Source organism: Enterococcus sp. AZ197 (genome assembly GCF_050556405.1).
Lineage (GTDB): Bacteria > Bacillota > Bacilli > Lactobacillales > Enterococcaceae > Enterococcus > Enterococcus faecalis.
This window is the reverse complement of the sequence record NZ_CP187873.1, coordinates 95,969-114,324: the sequence shown is the minus strand read 5'-3', so window position 1 is coordinate 114,324 and position 18,356 is coordinate 95,969. Positions and strand designations below refer to the sequence as shown.

General features: G+C 38.2%; 16 protein-coding genes. 3 read left to right on the top strand and 13 right to left on the bottom strand.

The genetic code is table 11. The features are described from left to right. Positions 1-87 precede the first annotated feature (87 nt). From argF to IGK82_RS00455, 3 genes are all read right to left on the bottom strand, one after another. The gene (argF, locus tag IGK82_RS00465) at positions 88-1,110 is read right to left on the bottom strand and encodes an ornithine carbamoyltransferase (protein WP_161299076.1); all 1,023 of its coding nucleotides are present in this window, start codon (positions 1,108-1,110) and stop codon (positions 88-90) included. Between the two features lie 26 nt (positions 1,111-1,136). After that, positions 1,137-2,363, bottom strand: coding sequence for an arginine deiminase (gene arcA / locus IGK82_RS00460; RefSeq protein WP_002356129.1), 1,227 nt, complete (start codon positions 2,361-2,363; stop codon positions 1,137-1,139). A 296-nt stretch (positions 2,364-2,659) separates the two neighbouring features. After that, positions 2,660-3,172 carry an arginine repressor gene (locus tag IGK82_RS00455; RefSeq protein WP_002387472.1) on the bottom strand — a complete coding sequence of 171 codons (513 nt, stop codon included), beginning with the start codon at positions 3,170-3,172 and terminating at the stop codon, positions 2,660-2,662. Positions 3,173-3,390: 218 nt separating this feature from the next. On the opposite strand from IGK82_RS00455, the gene IGK82_RS00450 reads away from it, so the two are divergent. Both IGK82_RS00450 and IGK82_RS00445 read left to right on the top strand, forming a co-directional pair. After that, positions 3,391-3,870 (top strand): arginine repressor, encoded by a 480-nt coding sequence (locus IGK82_RS00450; protein WP_002356125.1) that lies wholly within the window; start codon positions 3,391-3,393, stop codon positions 3,868-3,870. 130 nt (positions 3,871-4,000) lie between these two features. After that, positions 4,001-4,951, top strand: a complete 951-nt coding sequence (locus IGK82_RS00445) for an alpha/beta hydrolase (RefSeq protein WP_002373779.1) — start codon at positions 4,001-4,003, stop codon at positions 4,949-4,951. Positions 4,952-4,987: 36 nt separating this feature from the next. Here IGK82_RS00445 and serS read toward each other — a convergent pair whose 3' ends face one another. The 4 genes from serS to IGK82_RS00425 are packed head-to-tail and all read right to left on the bottom strand — an operon-like array spanning position 4,988 to position 8,976. After that, positions 4,988-6,259 (bottom strand): serine--tRNA ligase, encoded by a 1,272-nt coding sequence (gene serS, locus IGK82_RS00440; protein ID WP_002361511.1) that lies wholly within the window; start codon positions 6,257-6,259, stop codon positions 4,988-4,990. A 26-nt stretch (positions 6,260-6,285) separates the two neighbouring features. Then, entirely contained in the window at positions 6,286-7,179 is an 894-nt protein-coding gene (sdaAA, locus tag IGK82_RS00435) for an L-serine ammonia-lyase, iron-sulfur-dependent, subunit alpha (RefSeq protein ID WP_002356122.1), read from the bottom strand. A gap of 14 nt (positions 7,180-7,193) precedes the next feature. Beyond that, positions 7,194-7,889 (bottom strand): L-serine ammonia-lyase, iron-sulfur-dependent subunit beta, encoded by a 696-nt coding sequence (gene sdaAB / locus IGK82_RS00430; RefSeq protein WP_002387470.1) that lies wholly within the window; start codon positions 7,887-7,889, stop codon positions 7,194-7,196. Further along, positions 7,876-8,976 (bottom strand): PTS sugar transporter subunit IIC, encoded by a 1,101-nt coding sequence (locus tag IGK82_RS00425; protein ID WP_002386389.1) that lies wholly within the window; start codon positions 8,974-8,976, stop codon positions 7,876-7,878. The genes sdaAB and IGK82_RS00425 overlap by 14 nt, the downstream gene beginning before the upstream one ends. Positions 8,977-9,292: 316 nt before the next feature. On the opposite strand from IGK82_RS00425, the gene IGK82_RS00420 reads away from it, so the two are divergent. Beyond that, positions 9,293-9,913: a helix-turn-helix transcriptional regulator gene (locus IGK82_RS00420; protein WP_430605168.1), complete on the top strand. Its 621-nt coding sequence runs from the start codon at positions 9,293-9,295 to the stop codon at positions 9,911-9,913. Between the two features lie 58 nt (positions 9,914-9,971). On the opposite strand, the gene IGK82_RS00415 is transcribed toward IGK82_RS00420, so the two are convergent. From IGK82_RS00415 to IGK82_RS00390, 6 genes are all read right to left on the bottom strand, one after another. Then, entirely contained in the window at positions 9,972-10,757 is a 786-nt protein-coding gene (locus tag IGK82_RS00415) for a lipoprotein (protein ID WP_002356118.1), read from the bottom strand. Between the two features lie 155 nt (positions 10,758-10,912). Next, positions 10,913-11,674: a formate/nitrite transporter family protein gene (locus IGK82_RS00410; RefSeq protein WP_002389593.1), complete on the bottom strand. Its 762-nt coding sequence runs from the start codon at positions 11,672-11,674 to the stop codon at positions 10,913-10,915. 176 nt (positions 11,675-11,850) lie between these two features. Continuing rightward, on the bottom strand, positions 11,851-15,081 hold the full coding sequence (locus tag IGK82_RS00405) for a glycosyl hydrolase family 28-related protein (protein WP_201290738.1): 3,231 nt from the start codon (positions 15,079-15,081) through the stop codon (positions 11,851-11,853). Then, entirely contained in the window at positions 15,078-15,317 is a 240-nt protein-coding gene (locus IGK82_RS00400) for a hypothetical protein (protein WP_002356115.1), read from the bottom strand. The genes IGK82_RS00405 and IGK82_RS00400 overlap by 4 nt, the downstream gene beginning before the upstream one ends. A 344-nt stretch (positions 15,318-15,661) precedes the next feature. After that, on the bottom strand, positions 15,662-17,167 hold the full coding sequence (locus IGK82_RS00395; protein ID WP_430605131.1) for a helix-turn-helix domain-containing protein: 1,506 nt from the start codon (positions 17,165-17,167) through the stop codon (positions 15,662-15,664). An 81-nt stretch (positions 17,168-17,248) separates the two neighbouring features. After that, positions 17,249-18,163 carry a diacylglycerol/lipid kinase family protein gene (locus IGK82_RS00390; protein WP_002403939.1) on the bottom strand — a complete coding sequence of 305 codons (915 nt, stop codon included), beginning with the start codon at positions 18,161-18,163 and terminating at the stop codon, positions 17,249-17,251. Positions 18,164-18,356: the final 193 nt, after the last annotated feature.

Sequence of the window (18,356 nt, the reverse complement as noted above, 5' to 3'; positions counted from 1 at the left end):
ATCATAATAAAGAATAGGCCGCCCTTCAAAAGAATCTCTTAAAGGGCGAAACGACTATTCTTTTTTCAATGTTTTTTCAGTTGCTTCCTACACACGAGGAATGAATAAGTTGCCTAAAGTAGCTGCCATGATCGCTTTAATAGAATGCATTCTGTTTTCTGCTTCTTCAAATTGACGACCATATTTACTGCGGAAGACTTCATCCGTGATTTCCATTTCAGTAATGCCGAATTTTTCAGCAACCATTTCTCCGTATTGTGTTTTCGTATCATGAAAGGCTGGTAAACAGTGTAATACGATTAAATCGCCATCCATGTTTTCGGTTTTTTCTAACATAGCCATATTAATTTGATAAGGTTTCAACAGATTGACACGTTCTTCAAATTTATCTTCTTCACCCATGGACACCCAAACGTCTGTATATAACACGTTGGCTCCTTTAACACCTTTAGCAACGTCGTCTGTAATCATTAATTCTGCACCAGATTCTTTCGCAAATTCTTTTGCATAATTAACGACTTCATCAGAAGGGAACAATTCTTTTGGTGCACAAATGCGAACATTTACGCCTAAAATAGCACCTGTCACTAACAAGCTGTTTGCCATGTTGTTACGGCCATCGCCGACATATACTAAAGTGATTCCTTCTAAACGACCAAAGTTTTCTTTCACTGTCATAAAGTCCGCAATCATTTGTGTTGGATGCCATTGATCCGTTAAACCATTCCAAACAGGAACACCAGAATATTTCGCTAAATCTTCCACTACTTCTTGACTAAACCCACGGAACTCAATCCCGTCAAACATACTACCTAAAACAATCGCTGTATCTTCAACAGATTCTTTTTTACCTAATTGAATATCGTTGGCGCCTAAATACTCAGGATGTGCCCCTAAATCAATCGCTGCTGTAGTAAATGCAGAGCGTGTCCGTGTCGAAGTTTTTTCAAATAAAAGAGCGATATTTTTTCCTTCTAAATAGTGATGTGGAATCCCTTTTTTCTTCAATTCTTTTAAGTGAATACTGAAGTCTACCAAATACTCTAATTCTGCTCTTGAAAAATCTTTTTCTGCTAATAAACTACGTCCTTGAAATACTGAATTCATGATGATTCCTCCTATTTTTGGGTGTTTTTTTAAAGATCTTCACGGTAAAGTGGCATACTCATACAACGAGGGCCACCACGGCCACGTACTAGTTCACTTCCTGGAATGTAATTCAATTTCACGCCTGCTTCTTCTAGCGCTTTATTCGTAATCGTATTCCGATCGTAAACAACAACTTCCCCAGGGGCAATTGCTAATGTATTTGAACCGTCGTTCCATTGTTCACGGGCTGCTGCGGTTAAATTCCCAGCGCCGCAACGGATTAATTGAACATTGTCTAAATGCAAGTATTTGCATAAAATGTTATCTAATGTATCTTTTTCTTTTGTAATTTGGATGTCTCCATCTGCTTTTTCAGTGATCGAGTAAACAACCAAGCCGCCTTCGATTTCTGGATGAATTGTAAATTTATCATAGTCAATCATGGTAAAAACGGTATCTAAATGCATGAATTTACGATGTTCACCGATATCAAAAGCCAAGATATTTTTGAATCCTAATTTTTGTTCAAAAATATTTCTCGCAATTTTTTCAATTGACGCGGCATCCGTTCTTTGAGAAATCCCAATGGCCACTACTTCTTTTGAAAGAATTAATTCATCGCCACCTTCAATTCTGGTTGATTCTGAACGATCATAGACTCTAGGAACCTCTTTTCCAGCAAAACGAGGATGATAATCAAAAATGTATTGCCCAAAAATGGTTTCCCGTTGTCGAGTTACTGAATACATATGATTTAAAGAAATCCCGTGCCCCATTGTCGCAAAGTTATCACGCGTGAAGTATAAGTTAGGCATTGGATCAATAATGAATGGATAATCCGCTTCAACCATATCTGTTAAAAATTCTTGCTCATATTTAGGTAATTCTTGTTTTTGAATACCAGCAATCGCTTTTTGAATCAGTTCTTCGTTGTCGTCAATTTCTAACATTAACTCTCTAACTTTTTCTTTTGCTGATTCACTGCGAATATTGGCTTCTTCTAAGAATTGGTCAATAAATTGTCGGCGGACCTCTTCATTAATCAACGCTTCAGCAGCTAAGTCCTCTAAATAGACCACTTCGATATCTTTTGATCGTAACAACTCTGCAAATGCATCATGTTCTGCTTGTGCTTTTTCTAAAAACGGAATATCATCAAACAACAATCTCTCCAGATAATCTGGCATTAAATTTTCTAGTTCCTTACCTGGACGATGTAACATCACTGTTTTCAATTTCCCGATTTCAGAAAATACATTAATTGGATGACTCATGTGAAATAACCTCCTCAACTTAATTACAAACACAGAATAACAGACCTGATTAACCTAGGACGTGAGCCATTTGCCAAACAAAATACCAAATATACAACGGTATTCTTTCTTATGCATATTTCTAGCCTAAAAGAATGCGCTTTCATAGATATTCTAAAAAAATAATGCATAATTAAATAAAAAAAAATGCATTTATTCAAAAAAAATTATTTCTCCACACACTTCATAAAGTTATAATCTTATAGAGGTAAAAGGAAGTGAGCCAGAAGTCAAAACGACTTCTGGCTCACTTCCTTTTATGCGTTACTTTTTGACAAAGGTGTTGGCTGAATAAATTGTTGAAAATACTGCTCTAGTTCTTGTGCTTTTTCTTCGGATGATGAAACAATAATAACAGTGTCGAAGCCAGCGACAGAACATTTCTTTTCACACAAAGACACTTCATCAAGTACAGCTGAAAACAATGTTGCGTTGTCTGGTAATGTATGAACCACTAGTAAAAAGGCGACACGTTCAACTTTGGTCACTACCTCACGAATTGCTTGTATCAACTGTTCTTTTTTTCGTTCTTCTAAAGAAGTGAATTGTTCAAAAATCGTTAACCGCATCTCGCCAGACTCATCTAATGCTTTGACGACTTTTAATTCCCATAAATCCCGTGAAATCGTTGCTTGTGCGACATTTATCTCGCGCTTTTTTAATTCTCTTAACAACTCATTTTGACTATGAATTACGGTTGTTTGAATGATTTCTTTAATCAAACTTTGGCGTGTTTGCTTATTCACAAATAACACCCTTCCTCCAGACATTTACAAAGCAATACTAGCAGAATCTCTCTAATTAGAATAGAAAAAGGGTCGTTTAGCTAAAAGATTCTCATTGATTTTGTCGGATATTTCGCATTTAAAAAAGTGAGACTTGCACAATTTAGTAAAACGTTGTACAGTGATTTTAGGGAATTACTGGCACCGTTTTAAATAACAGCAATGATGTTTTTTTGCATGATTAACTGAACTGGAGGAAAGTAATGAACCGATTAAAACGCCAAACGATGATTAAGCGATTGGTCACAGAAAATGAAATCCATACACAAAGTGAATTACTAGCATTATTGGAAAAAGAAAATATTCACACCACACAAGCAACTATTTCTCGTGACATTCGTGAGCTGAATTTAAACAAAGTAGACAATGGTCAAGGAGAAGCCTATTATCGTATCTTGAATAATTCTGCCCTTCGTCCAAAATATAAAACAGATGAAGAACGTCTTGTTGACATTATTATTGAAACTGGTGTTTCTTTAACACAAATAGAGTTCACAAATCTTTTAACCGTCTTACCTGGCAACGGGCAAGCCATTGGGGTTTTAATTGATCGCATACGTATCCACAACCCTCATATCTTGGGCTGCATCGCTGGGGATGATACCATCTTAATTCTTTCAAAAAATAAAGAAGATGCCCTTGAAGTTAACAACTATTTCCAGCAGTATTTGTACCACCCATAATTCATCACTTAGTAAAATCGACTATTTTTTGACATCATTGCTATTTTTATTAAAGATAAATAAAAAAAGGCGTCTCAGTGAAAGCTGAGGCGTTTTCTCATGAGTTTTTCTTTTGAACACCGTCTTTTTTTTGTATAATAATCAAAAAGCAAAGAAAGGGTTTCTTATGACTGAACAATTCATACTCACTTCAAACGATCAACAAACTCAGCTCAATGTACGTCATTGGCCCTGTCCTTCACCCAAAGCCGTAGTTCAATTGATTCACGGCATGGCAGAGCATATCCAACGTTATGATGAATTTGCTCGTTTTTTAAATCAATTAGGGTTTGCCGTAATTGGTCATGATCATCTAGGTCATGGCGAATCTGTACAACCAAGCGCACCGATCTATGGTTTTTTTGGAGAACAAGGGCCTGAAAATGTCGTTACAGATATTCATCAAGTGAAACAATGGGCTGTGAATCGCTATCCACAATTGCCCTATTTTATGATGGGTCACAGCATGGGGTCTTTCGCCTTGCGCAACTATCTGCAAGACTATCCTGTGACTGTGCAAGGAGTCATTTTCATGGGCACTGGAACAAGTCCGTTACCTTTAACCGCAGCATTGCCTTTTATTAAAAAAATGGCCGAGAAACAGCCGAAAAAACCAGCTCCGTTCATTGATAAGCTGGCATTTGGTTCTTTTAGTAAAAAATTTCCTGAAGCAAGTTCCTTTAATTGGCTTTCTAAAAATCAAGCCAATGTGGCTGACTATGAAAATGACCCATTAATGGGCTTCGTATTTACCAATAATGGTTTTGCTACCCTTTTTTCACTTGTTAAACGAGCCAATCAAAAGAATTGGTACCAAGCGATCCCAAAAGAATTGCCTATTTTGATCATTAGTGGCGCTGAAGACCCAGTTGGTGATTTCAGCAAGGGGCCAGCGAAAATTCAAAAGCAATTAAAGCATGCAGGTTTTCAGCACGTGACGTTACGACTATTTCCCACATTGCGTCATGAAATTTTATTAGAAACGGAAAAAGCAACAGTTTTTCAAGAAATTGGGCATTGGTTAACGGATTTAACGAATTAAAAAAGAAGGTTGATGTTGTGACATCAACCTTCTTTTTTAATCTATTTTCGTTAAACCGCCCATATAAGGACGTAGAACTTCTGGAATCGTTACGGTGCCATCTTCATTTTGATAATTTTCCAAAATGGCAGCCACTGTTCGACCAACAGCAAGTCCTGACCCATTAAGAGTGTGGGCATATTGAACATGACCCGTTTTATCACGATAACGAATCAACGCCCGACGTGCTTGGAAGTCTTCACAGTTTGAACAAGAACTAATTTCTCGATACGTTTTCTGTGCCGGAATCCAAACTTCTAAATCATAGGTTTTCGCTGCCGAGAAGCCCATGTCACCTGTCGAAAGAGTAATCACTCGATAAGGGAGGCCCAATTTTTCTAAAATGTCTCCAGCATTGTTGGTCATTTTTTCTAATTCTTCATAAGAGTGTTCTGCATCACTAAATTTAACCATTTCTACTTTATGGAACTGGTGTAAACGAATTAATCCTCGGGTATCACGGCCTGCGCTACCCGCTTCCGAACGAAAAGAAGGACTTAAAGCAGTGAAATAAATCGGTAACTCTTGCGCCTCTAAAATTTCATTATTATAGTAGTTAGTTAACGGGACTTCCGCTGTGGGGATCAGCGTCAAATCACTTTCTGCAACTTGGAAGACATCTTCTTTGAACTTAGGAAACTGACCGGTGCCAAACATTGCTTTGCTATTGACCAAATAAGGAGGAATCACCTCGGTATAACCATGTTCATTAACATGTTGATCTAACATAAAATTATAGACCGCTCGTTCTAAACGAGCCCCTAAGCCTTTGTAATAAAGAAAACGGCTACCAGATACTTTCGCGCCTCTTTCAAAATCTAAAATTCCTAAGGCTTCACCGATTTCCCAATGTGGTTTCGGTTCAAATGAAAAAGTTTTCGGCGTACTCCACCGCCGAACTTCTACGTTGGCGGCTTCGTCTGCGCCAACAGGTACGCTCTCATGAGGTAAGTTAGGCAAACGTTCTGCAATGGCTGTGCATTGTTCTTGCAAATGAACAACTTCTTGATCTAAAACTTTAATTTGCTCGCTAACTTCTTGCATATTTAGCAACTGTTGTGAAGCATCTTTTTGTGCACGCTTTAATTGTGCAATTTCTCCTGATACCTGATTACGGTGTTTTTTCAGTTCTTCAACTTTAACAAGTAACGCTCTCCGTTCTTCATCTAAAGCCAAAAAGCGCAATAAAACTTCCTCGTCCACACCACGTGTTTTTAACTTTTTCTGTACCACTTCTACATTTTGGCGAATTTTTTTCATATCCAGCATCTTATTTCCCTCTTCATGATTAAATTTTAAACAATGGTGAATTTTACTTTTTCAAAAATTTCATTCTTCATTCGTTGGCCAGTCGCTGTGCCAGCTAAGCCACCTAAACCCGTTTCTCTCAATTCTCGTGGTAATTGACGGCCGACTTTATTCATGGCTTCCACCACTTCATCTGCTGGTATTTTATTTACAATTCCAGCTAAAGCCATATCTGCAGCGATTAACGCATTGCCTGCACCTACTGTATTTCGTTTAACACAAGGAATTTCGACTAACCCAGCCACTGGGTCACAAACTAAACCTAATAAATTCCCTAAAGCCATAGCAAAAGCTTCAGAAGATTGGCGTGGTGTTCCGCCAGCCGCTTCAACAGCTGCAGCGGCGGCCATCGCTGAAGCACTGCCTACTTCGGCTTGACATCCACCAACAGCACCAGCAATCATCGCATTGTTAGCTGTGACCATCCCAAATAAAGAACTGGTAAACAAGAAACGAATTTGTTGATCACGCGTTAAATTCAAGGTATTTTTAATCGCTGTTAAAACCCCTGGTAAGGTGCCACTTGCACCAGCGGTTGGCGTTGCGCAAACAACGCCCATTGCTGCATTGACTTCATTCGTACCTAGTGCGGCTTGAACTGCAGACATCATTAAATCACCTGATAACGTTTTGCCAGCTGCGCGGTATTTTTTTAAACGAGCCGCATCACCGCCCGTTAACCCAGTAGGAGAAAAAACGCCTGCTCCTTCTTGCGAGCGTTTGACAGCAGCATCCATAACATCCAAATTTTGACCCATCTGTGTCCAAATTTCTTCATAGCTTTTTTGGCTACGCTCCATTTCTTGCTCAATCATCAAATCAGAGATTTTTTTTCCTGTTTTTTCAGCTTTATCGATAAATTCTTCAATCGAAAGGTACATATGTCAAACTCCTATCATAATAAGATTATTTTCGATGTGTCATCTAGTGAAAACAGTTGTTCTTTCACCGAGGAAATTGGTGCCGAATCTAAGTCAAAGATGAATAAAATTTGATTCCCTTCCACATAACGAGACACAGCATTCACTTGAATATTATTTTTTTGTAACGTATCTTTAAAAGCTTGCATCGCCTGCTCTTCTTGATTAATGACTAACAAAATAGGTAAAGGACCATGTAGTTGGACATTGAAACCGTCTAATTCAATGTATTTCACCTCGATAGTGCCGCCACCTACAGAAATTCCTGTTAAATGAATTTCGTGCGTTGCATCACTGAGTGTCACACATGCTGTATTAGCATGCTTCACTGGACTTTCTTCACTCATTTCTAAAAATTGAATCTCGATTCCTTGTTCTTCCGCAAGTTCAATGGATTGTGTTACGTTGGCATCATCTGCTGCTAGTCCAAGAATTCCGCCAATAATTGCAAAATCAGTTCCATGTCCTTTATGCGTGTCTGCAAAAGATTCATAGTATTTAATCACAATTTTTTCTGGCGTTCCGCCGAATAACTTTCTTGCCGCTAAGCCAATCGCTAAGGCCCCAGCTGTATGCGAACTAGAAGGACCAATCATAATAGGACCGATAATGTCAAAACAACTTTTGTAGTTCATTACTTTGTTCACTTTTTTAGGTTTATTGATGGCCATAGCTGTGTTCATACGTAACTCCTCCTTTGGTTTTTACTGCTTCTTTTTCACTGGTTACTTCCGTCGTTCCTTCAAATTCTGGTGTATTATCCACCGCTTCAATTCTGTAACGTTTAAAGACCAGCGCACCTAAAAATCCAAACATCAGACTGACCACTGTGATAATCGCTACTGCTAGTAAAGTCGTTTGAATGGCATTGTTACCTAATGTCACAAGTAAACCAGCCCACGGCGTTGCCATTCCTGTCACAGGTACTTTTAAGCCAAAGAAAGTCACTACAATACCACTAACCATTCCTGAAAATAAATTCGTTGCGTAAATAGGAATTGGATTGGAGCTGATGATATCGACTTGTGTTAATGGCTCAATTGCCACAGCTAACGGGGTTGAAGCTGTGCCTAGTTTTAACTTTTTAAATAGCGCCGCATTGACAATGGAACTGCCGTAACAAGTCAACGCACCGACAGCCATTGGTACACCAGTCAAACCAATCAAGGCAGTTAAAACCATTGAACTTAACGGTGTCATACCAACAATCGGGATAATAGCACCTAAAATTGCGCCCATCACATATGGATTGCCATCTACTGCACTTAAAATCGTGCCCCCAATAACTTCTAGGACACCTAATACAACGGGTTGAATAAAACCAGCAACTAACGAAGCAGCGACTGGAATGACTAAAATAACGACTAATAAGTCAATCCCTTCTGGAATACGTTTTTGCATCTGCTCAACAACAAAAGATAAAAGATATGCGGTAATAAAGGCTGGTAACAAGCTGACTTTAATCAATGACAGACCTAAAATAATTGAAAAAACTGGACTAATCCCGAAAGCGAGCGGCACAAGAGCTCCAGCTGCTAAACCACCTAGACTACCCATAGTTTCACCAATTTGCGACACATAATCTAAATGAAAAACGCCGCCTACTGCATATCGCAAAAACGCCTCTGGTAGAAAGGTGGCACAAGCTGCACCAGACAAAGCACTTAAAGATTTTTTCCCTCGCGGTGCTTTAAAAGAGAATAGGGACATGCCACATAAAACTAAGACTAACATCAAGATTCCTGATAACGTTTTCATTTCTTTGCCTCCAACTATATTTTTTTATAACGGATGGTACTCCTGAATAAAATTTTTATTGCTCAACAAGTGAAAGAATGAGCGAGCATTCCGATGAACTAAAGTACAATGAGTAACAAAAATTTCATTCCACATTCAGAGTATACAACTAAACAAAAGTTTAGTCAATGTATTTTTTTAACGTAAAGAATCTTATTGCTTTTCCATTAAAAAAGTATTACACTAAAATTAATTTCAGTGTAGGGGAGGATATCACTTGGAGTCATATTTACGTTTAAGTGAAGTAGATAAACAAATCTTACATTCACATGCCTTAATGCTTGATGGATTAGGGAACTTCTTTGGTAGTACCCATGAAGTCATTCTTCATAGTTTAGAAAATTTGGAAAGTTCAGCTATCAAAGTCATCAATGGCCATTTCAGTAACCGCAAGGAAGGTGCCCCCATTACTGATATGGCGTTAAAAATGTTAAGTCAAGTAGAGTCGGAACATGATTACGCTGTGAAACCCTACTACAATAAAAATCAAAAAGGGGTTATTTTAAAATCTTCCACCATTCCAGTTATCGGTGAAAATGATCGTATTATTGGATTGATCTGTATCAATATGCATTTAGAAATGCCATTAATTGATTACTTGCAAGACTTATTACCTTCAGGACAACAAAATGATATGTCCCAAGAGCTTAAAAATTCTGAACATTTTTCTGACAATATTGACGAATTAATCACTACTTCACTGACAAAAGTAAAACAAGCAGTAGAAAGCGATCCAAATGTATCACATTTGAAGCAAAATAAAGAAATTGTTATTCGTTTATATGATCAAGGAATTTTTAATCTCAAAGATTCTGTCATAAAGATTGCCGATCGATTAGGTATTTCAAAAAATACCATCTATTTACATATCCGCAATCATAAAAAAGAAGAAGCTTAAAACATCAAAGCCACCAACGCTAACTAGCGTTGGTGGCTTTGATCACTTCTCTTCTATTTTAATTTGGTAAATCAAACAAGTAAGGTGTCCCTATTTCTCCATTTAACGTAACGTCTAAGCGATTTTTTGTGCCGGGAACTAAATTACTGGCTGTGAAATTCCCTTGGGCATCCGCAGTAAAACTTGCTAGAATCACCCGCGCATCATCTGCACGTGACACTAAAATAGTTGCATTCGGTGCTGTTTTACCAGAAATTGTCCCTTGTTTCGGATCAATCGTAATATTGCTAAAAGAAAGCGCTGCTTCTTGTCCTGAACTTGGAATATCAATTTGGACAGGTGCACTATTCCGTTGATCAACGGTTGCGATTAATTGAGTAGTCGCTCCCGCTCTGGGACTAATTACTGTAAAATTGCCATTGGCATCCGCATAAAAAACACCTGCTTGTGCAGAAGCATCACCGACTACCGTTGCTGTAATGGTTGCATTAGGTAATGTAGTACCATTAATTTCATTTCTTTCAGGATTGAAAACAACATTGGTAATTGTAATGTTTGTATCAGGTGCTTGGTTTTGAGGGACTTCATTCGTTTCATCAGTTCCTGCAGAAGGCTGCGTGGCATTTTCTGACGGATTTTCCCCTGTCACATTAGAATTTTGACCCGTGACAGACGAATGACTACTTTTCATTTCTTGTTGGCTAGAGGATTTCTGCGTGGCTTTCTTTGTTTCTTGCTTTGGCTTAGAATCATTTGTGCTTGCTGTTTTTTTGTTTCCACATCCTGCTAGACTTAAAGACAATACACTGAACGTTAACATACTGAACAAAGCAATTTTTTTCATTTTTCGTTACCTCCAGAAATCTTTTTGCAACATTAATGTAACATTGTTTTAAAAATCTAGCAATAATTTTTCAACCGTTTTCCTTTTTGTTTAAAAAGAAAAAACCTGCACAAAGGCATTTAGCCTTTGTGTAGGTTTTTATCTGCTAAATGGATTTAATGTTTGCGATAGCTTAAATAGTAAAAGCCAGAAACAAAAATGGCACCACCAATGATATTACCTAAATAAACAAAAATAAAATTACGGAAAAAGTCTCCCCACTGAACGCCGCCTTCAAAAATTGCGGCTGGAATGATGAATGCATTCGCCACACTATGCTGAAAGCCAATTGCAACAAAAATCATTACTGGAAACCAGATGCCTAATAGTTTCCCCGCTGCATCTTTCGCACCATAACAAAGCCATAAGGCCAGACCTACGAACCAGTTACAGCCAATACCTGAAATAATTGCTTGAAGCCAAGTTGCTGCAACTTTATGTTCTGCAAGAGAAAGAACCTGATTTAAATAGGCGCCGCTACTGGTTAAACCTAAATAATGACCAAAAAAATAGGCAACAAATAGGGCGCCAACCATATTTGCCAATGTAATTGTGACCCAGTTCACGAGTAATTCTCTGAAAGAGACCTTTTTAGCAAACCAAGCCGTACTCACTGCCATCATATTTCCTGTGATTAACTCACCACCAGCCATTAAAATAACAATTAGACCAATCGGGAAAACCGCAGCTCCCACTAAAGCTTGAACACTGGCTAAATCTGCTGGAATAGAGGCGGAAACACGCACATAAGCCAAATAGCCGAGGGAAATCATAGCCCCGCCGATAAATCCTAAAATGAGTTTTGCTACCAAAGGCTTTTGAATTTTTTTCTGACCATTTTCAATACTAATACTTAAAATTTCATCTGGTGTATACAAACATTTCACTTCCTTTGTTTTTTGTCCTCCTTTACTTTACCCTTATATCACAGAAATTCAAGTACTTTTGTGTATTTTTTCACTAAAAACTGTAGTTCTTTTAATTTTATATGAAAACATCCTGAAACAAGTCCTATTTCTTGTTTCAGGATGTTTACTTATCCGTTTTTAAAGAGTTATCTTTTCACTTTAAAACAATAGGTTGCTATGGCTAACGATAAAAAGCTCAGGCCTAGGAAGCTCACAACTGCTGAAGATTGTTCCCCTGTTTTGGGGAATTTTTTCTTGGCAATTTTGGTCGTATTATCCGCTTTTTTGACTGTTCCTGACGATTCTTGATTCGTCTGTATCTGTTTAGTTGCTTGGTTTTCTGCTACTGATTCCTTTGTTTGACTAGCCTTGGCAGAGGGCTTTGAATTACTTTGAGCGTCATTAGGATCTTGATTAGACTCTACCGCGTAAATGACAGAATTCTGGCCTTTGTTTTGGCTGCTTTCGTTTACAGTGCTTGGGGTGCTACTCTCACTTGTACTGTTGGTTGCGCTGGTCGTACTTGAAGCACTACTTTCGCTGGTACTACTTGTTTTACTGGTTGTACTTGGTGTGTTGCTTTCATTCGTATTGCTTGTTTCACTTGGCGTGCTTGAGGTACTACTTTCGCTAGTATTACTGCTCTCACTTGTCGTACTTGAGGTACTACTTTCGCTGGTACTACTGCTTTCACTGGTTGTGCTTGAGGTGCTGCTTTCGCTGGTACTACTGCTCTCACTTGTCGTGCTTGAGGTGCTGCTTTCGCTGGTATTACTGGTTTCGCTGGTTGTGCTTGAGGTGCTGCTTTCGCTGGTACTACTGCTCTCACTTGTCGTGCTTGGCGTGCTGCTTTCGCTGGTATTACTGGTTTCACTGGTTGTACTTGGCGTGCTGCTTTCGCTGGTACTACTGCTTTCACTGGTTGTGTTTGAGGTGCTGCTTTCGCTGGTACTACTGCTCTCACTTGTCGTGCTTGGCGTGCTGCTTTCGCTGGTACTACTGCTCTCACTTGTCGTGCTTGAGGTGCTGCTTTCGCTGGTATTACTGGTTTCGCTAGTTGTACTTGGCGTGCTGCTTTCGCTGGTATTACTGGTTTCACTGGTTGTGCTTGAAGTGCTGCTTTCGCTTGTGCTACTAGTTGTCTCTGTTGATTTTTCAACTAACAGAAGTAACGCCGTTTTTATGGTTTGTGTTAATTGGTTAATACGCTTTTGTGCATCTGCAGGCGTTTTAAAGCCACCAAGTGTTGGCTCTAATAATTCTTCATCTGACCAAGCAAGCAGTTGTTGTAACTGCTTAGAACTTCCTTCGCCAGTTGTTGTATCTATTAAGGCTTCTTGCATGGCTTGCCAAGAGTCTTTGGTATATACAGATTCGTCTAATTTATGAACGCTTGCAAGTTCATTTTCTGCTTCTGTACGCTCTAGCGTGATATCGGCTTTTTTGACTAATACTTTCATTGCAGATTGCAAATTACTTGTTAACTGATCCACTTGCTCTTGGGTTTTGTCCTGACTCTCCTGACCTTCTGCTAACAATTGTGTCGCCTGCTGATAATAGGAAGGAACAATTGTTTTAGGCCCAATGGCAGTGAATAGCTGCCAAGAGTAAACTGTATATTGGTTTGCTTCACCAATCGAAGCATAAACGGTTTGTAGCTGGGACAAATCAAGCTTTTTTGCAGAGGCATCTACCGTCACCGGTACGTTCACTGTTACCAATGCCCCTGTTTCATAAGTTAATTGAACAGTCACTTTTTGTTGACCGATTTCATTTAAAACCTCTGGATTGACGATTTTAGCAGTTGGGACTGCTTCATCCGCGTCATTTGTATTAGCAACCAGTTGCTGCGGATCGATTGATTGTCCTTGCACAATCGTTGTAGCCACAGGGGTTGCTAAAGTATTTCTAACCGGAATTGGCGTATTTTTATATTGCTCATAAAGCGTTGGTGAAATTAATGATTCCCATGTTGCTGGCATTAAGCGATAGTCCGCCTCTGTCCAATTTTCTACCAATAATTGGCCGTTTTTAAGGCCATCATCTCGAGTATTGTCTTTCACAAAACTCGTTTCTGGTCGGAAACCACCGCCACTAGCGATTAACAATTCCCGACGTCGATTTTGCGGAATATTGTGGTAGTTAACAAACTGATTGTTGATAAATACGCCATTGAACACATTGTTATTTCCTGTATGTCGATTGTATTCCATTCCAATTGCATATTGATTGTTCCAATACTTCCAATCAAAAATGTTATTAGCCACTAACCAGTTAGAGAGTTCTGAGATAGCACCCTCTGCTTGCGTTTCTGCCAAACCAATCTCTGGTGTTCCATACATAATGAGGCCTGTATTTCGCAAATAATTATTCATAATCGTAATATTACGGCCTGATTTAAACTTAAATCCGCCAGCTGGACCATTTTGTAGTCCACGTAAGTGATTCCCTACCACCGTGATGTTTTGGGCACCACGGAAATAAATCGCATGATCGCCACCTAAGCCGTTTAAGTTTTCATTGTCATAGGGTGAATAGAAAAAATTATGTTGGACAGTTACATCCTTCAACATATTAAAAGAATTAACCCCGGTGGATAGATAATTTTGTTCATTAGGTACTGAAATAGCACCTGCTTCAATGGCTGTTTGTAAACGTGTAATAGTTGCTGCTAAGTCTGAACGACCGGTGCTTTTAATCGCATCTAATTCCGTCACTTTTAACCCAAATAAATTGTCCACGATGTCTACATCTGACATATACTGGAAGCGACTTGGTGTTGAATAACCACCAATGTAAATCGCTCGGTTAAAATCAATCCCTGGCTGCATATGTGCTGTGTCTCGCATGAAAATATTACCTGAAATTTTAACGCCAATATCTGCATTTAGATTGACCACGAATCCTTTTAATGGATTATAAAAGATATTGTTTGCTAGCGTTAATTGATTCGTCAATTTTAAGGTCACATTGATGCCGTCAAAAGCAATATTTTGAAGTCGTACATTGGTTTTCGTCCCGTACGTTGTGTCTGTTAGCTGAATCGGTGCACCTGTAGCATTATGTAAAATAGTGGCTCCTGTTGTATCGCCAATTAATTGATAATTTGAAGAAATCGCAATATCTTTTGACAGAGCATAACTTCCCTGTGGTAAAAATAATGCCCGTCCTTCCTTTGCTGTCTGACTCAGTAATGTCTGTAACTTATCTGTTTGATCCTCTGTGCTATTAGGTACCATCGCTTGCGCACCAAAAATTGTTGCATCTGTTGCATCAACTGGTTCAGCCGCTTCAGTCACCATTGGTAGACCAACCACCGTCAATAAACCAAATAGAAGAATAAGTATTGTTTTCTTCATGTGTTTTCCTCTTTTCATTCCGTTACTTCCAACGGCTTATTTTGTAAAAGTTGATACAGCGTAATAACACGACTGTCTTCGTATGCATAAATTTTTTTGAATTTTGGATTCATATGTAAGATACTTGTTACCTTTAACAAGTTTTGATTTGTGACTTCTAATTCTAAGGCCTCAACCAATTCCTTTAATCGAACACCGGCACTATTTTCTTCACAACTTAAGATTTCTTCAATTTGTTCCATCCGTTTTTTCATTCTATCCCGCCTTCCTTCCCTTGCTCTTTCTATTATATAGAAAAATTCTTGTGAGAACCCTCAATATTTTTTAACCGCCTGTTAAAAAAAGTAGTAGTTCCTTTACTATCAATAGCTAATCATCTATTATTTACGATAAAAAAAGCAAAAAAAGTACCTTTTTGACATAATTTTCAGAAGAATTGACGCAGTATTTATTAAAAAACAACGAGAAAACGTCAATAAGTAGGTGTTGATTACCTACTTATTGACGTTTTCTTCTTGTCTTTTTTTACTTTTTAGAAAAATTTTTTTACAATTTATCGGACATATACCTCAAAAAAGCCCATTTTTTTGATTTTTTATTAAAGTGACGTGGTTCTTTTCTCGTTAATTTTTACTATTTTTTGGTTCAAACGATTATATTGTTCAAACGTTAACTCACTTGAAAGTAAAAAGATCTCTGGATGGCCCGTTTCTACATCTGTCAAAGAAGTCACTAATAGTAAATCAATATTTTGCCATTCTTCTTTGCTTGCTTCACTGTATCGTAAAACTTCCAATGCATAGAACCGACGAAAATTATTTTCAATCGAAAGTTTCACCCGTTCTTCTTCCAGTACTGGCAAGCCTGATTTTAACCCTAAAACAATTTTTTGTTCGCGATGAATTAAATCATCGGAAAGCGCCAAAACACTAGAATAACGCAGAGCCAAAAATTCTTTATTTGTAAATAATTCATTGCCTGTTTGTTCGTAAAGTTGATTTAAGCCTTGGCTTAATTCTTCTAAAAGAACCGGATATTTTTCTTTAACTTTATTCCAAAAGACATTGTACATTTTCACATTTTGGACATAGTAAAGTTCGGCAAATAAATGTGTAGCAAACAAATAATAAAAAATTTGCGGACGAATTTTCTCCAATTGCGGCGTCATGTGTATTTCTTCTAATAAGAAATGTTGGACTAAATGAGTCAACATGTAAACGGGTGCTTCAGTCTCATCAAAATGCGCTAAAATTGCTTGTGCAGTGGCTTCATCTTGATAAAATTGGTCATTGGCTAACAAGAAAAAGTACACAAAAGTTAAATCGTTTTTGTTAAGGAAAAGGGTTGTAGCTGTCATTTCTTCTATAAAGGCTTGGTAATGTTTATTACCTTCTAAATAAGTTTCTTGCTCGGCTGAAGGTTGATATTCGGCGCCTTGCGCACTACGGACTTTTGAGATAGCGACCATATATTTAACTCGGCGTATCACCGTTTCCGCAACTTCTACGTTGAAAAAAGCCATCATTTTTTGGACAGTTTGTGCGACTTCCGTTTCTTGTATATAGTCAAAAGGCCAAGTATCACGGATTAAGTCCATAAAAATAGTGTAAGCAAAATGGCGCAAATACGCTTCATTGCCTTCAATTTTCCAGGTGCTTTTATTAATCACTAACCCCAATGGCGCTAAAATTTCTGTAAACCCTTTAAGCAAGCGCCGAATCGTGGCATCACTGGTATGATATTTTGTTGTCGCTGGCACAATCCCATTAAATCGACCCCAGAATAAATCTTCCATTACTTGATAAGTTAAACTATCCCGAAAAATTGCTGTATAAAGTTTCTGGAACGCTTGGCTAGACGCCAAGTTCAAGCGATAGCCATGCCCCTTTTCAAAAGCCAAAGAAGCATCATTATCCACAGCATAATACGTAATGTCATCTTTTAGAAGCTCTACGTATTTTTTGACTGATTTTTTGTTTAATTGTAATTCTTCTGCTAACTCATTGATGTCAATCCAGCCTTCATTAATTGGCAAGTTTCTTAAAATAATAATTTTAGAAACGACATCTGTATCGAATATATCAACATATTCATCCCATTTCACTGTTCACTCAACTGCCTCTCTTCTGTTCTATTGTACACAAAATGAGAAATCTATTCCACGAAAAAATAACAGTTGTTTCTTTTATTCTTTCGTAGATGTGGACGTTTCAGGAACAAACACGTTGAGTCCCCCAGCTTCCACCGTTACTTTAATCGGTAAATCATCGGTAGGGTCGCCATCTGTTCGTGTTTGGACTTTCTTGTCTTTTTCGCCACTAATTTTAAATTGACTCCCAGAGAAATACACGACACCAGGAATTTCATTTAATTGTCCTCTGATAATTTTAGGTAAATAATAGACAAACTTGTAAAAAACTAACTTAGGTAAAATGATAATGTGGACTTCGCCGTCATCTGGCGTGGCATTGGCATCGAAATTGGTAAAGCCGCCAGCAGAATTCGTCATGGTCATCGTTAATAATTGGGCTTTGCCATGCCAACGTCTTTCATCGCCATCAATTTTTAGTTTGTATTTTTTCTTTTTCATTAATAAGCGGAAAAATTGCTTTGTAAAGGCTAAAGGACCATATTTTTGTTTCTCCTGTTGGGTCACATTTGCTGCTGTATCTGCTAATAGTCCAATCGTTAAGGTCGAAATCATCACATCTTGATTTACCATTCCAAAGTCAACTGGTGTGGTCTGTCCTGCCAAAATGGTCTCAAAGGCGTCTTCTTCTTTCAAAGGAATACTTAACACACGCGCAAAATTATTGACTGTTCCACCTGGAATAATCCCTATTTGATAGTCACGAATGGTGTCTTTAAAATTTTGAACGGCATGATGAATGGTCCCGTCACCACCAATGACGACCAAGACACCCACTTGATTTTCTTTGGCATTTTTCCGCATTTCTTCAGGATCAATGTCTGGATTGGAAGGTTGCAAAATAACCGCTTCCCCTTTCGCTTCTGCAGCTTTTTTAAAGCGTTCTGCAATCTCTTTACTTTCACTACTTCCTGAAGTTTCGTTGTATAAAACCATCATCTTTTCCATCATTCTATCCTCATATCTCTAACTAAATTTCTTGCACATGTAAAGTGTACAATATTTTAGCCAAAATACCTAAAGATAGCATCGAAAAACAAAGGCTGAGGCACAAGCGGTTTGCTCCAAAAACTCAGTAAGTTCTGTTCAAAGGCTAAACTGCGATGAAGGGTTACCTGAGAATGTCAATAAGAAGGAGCTGCTT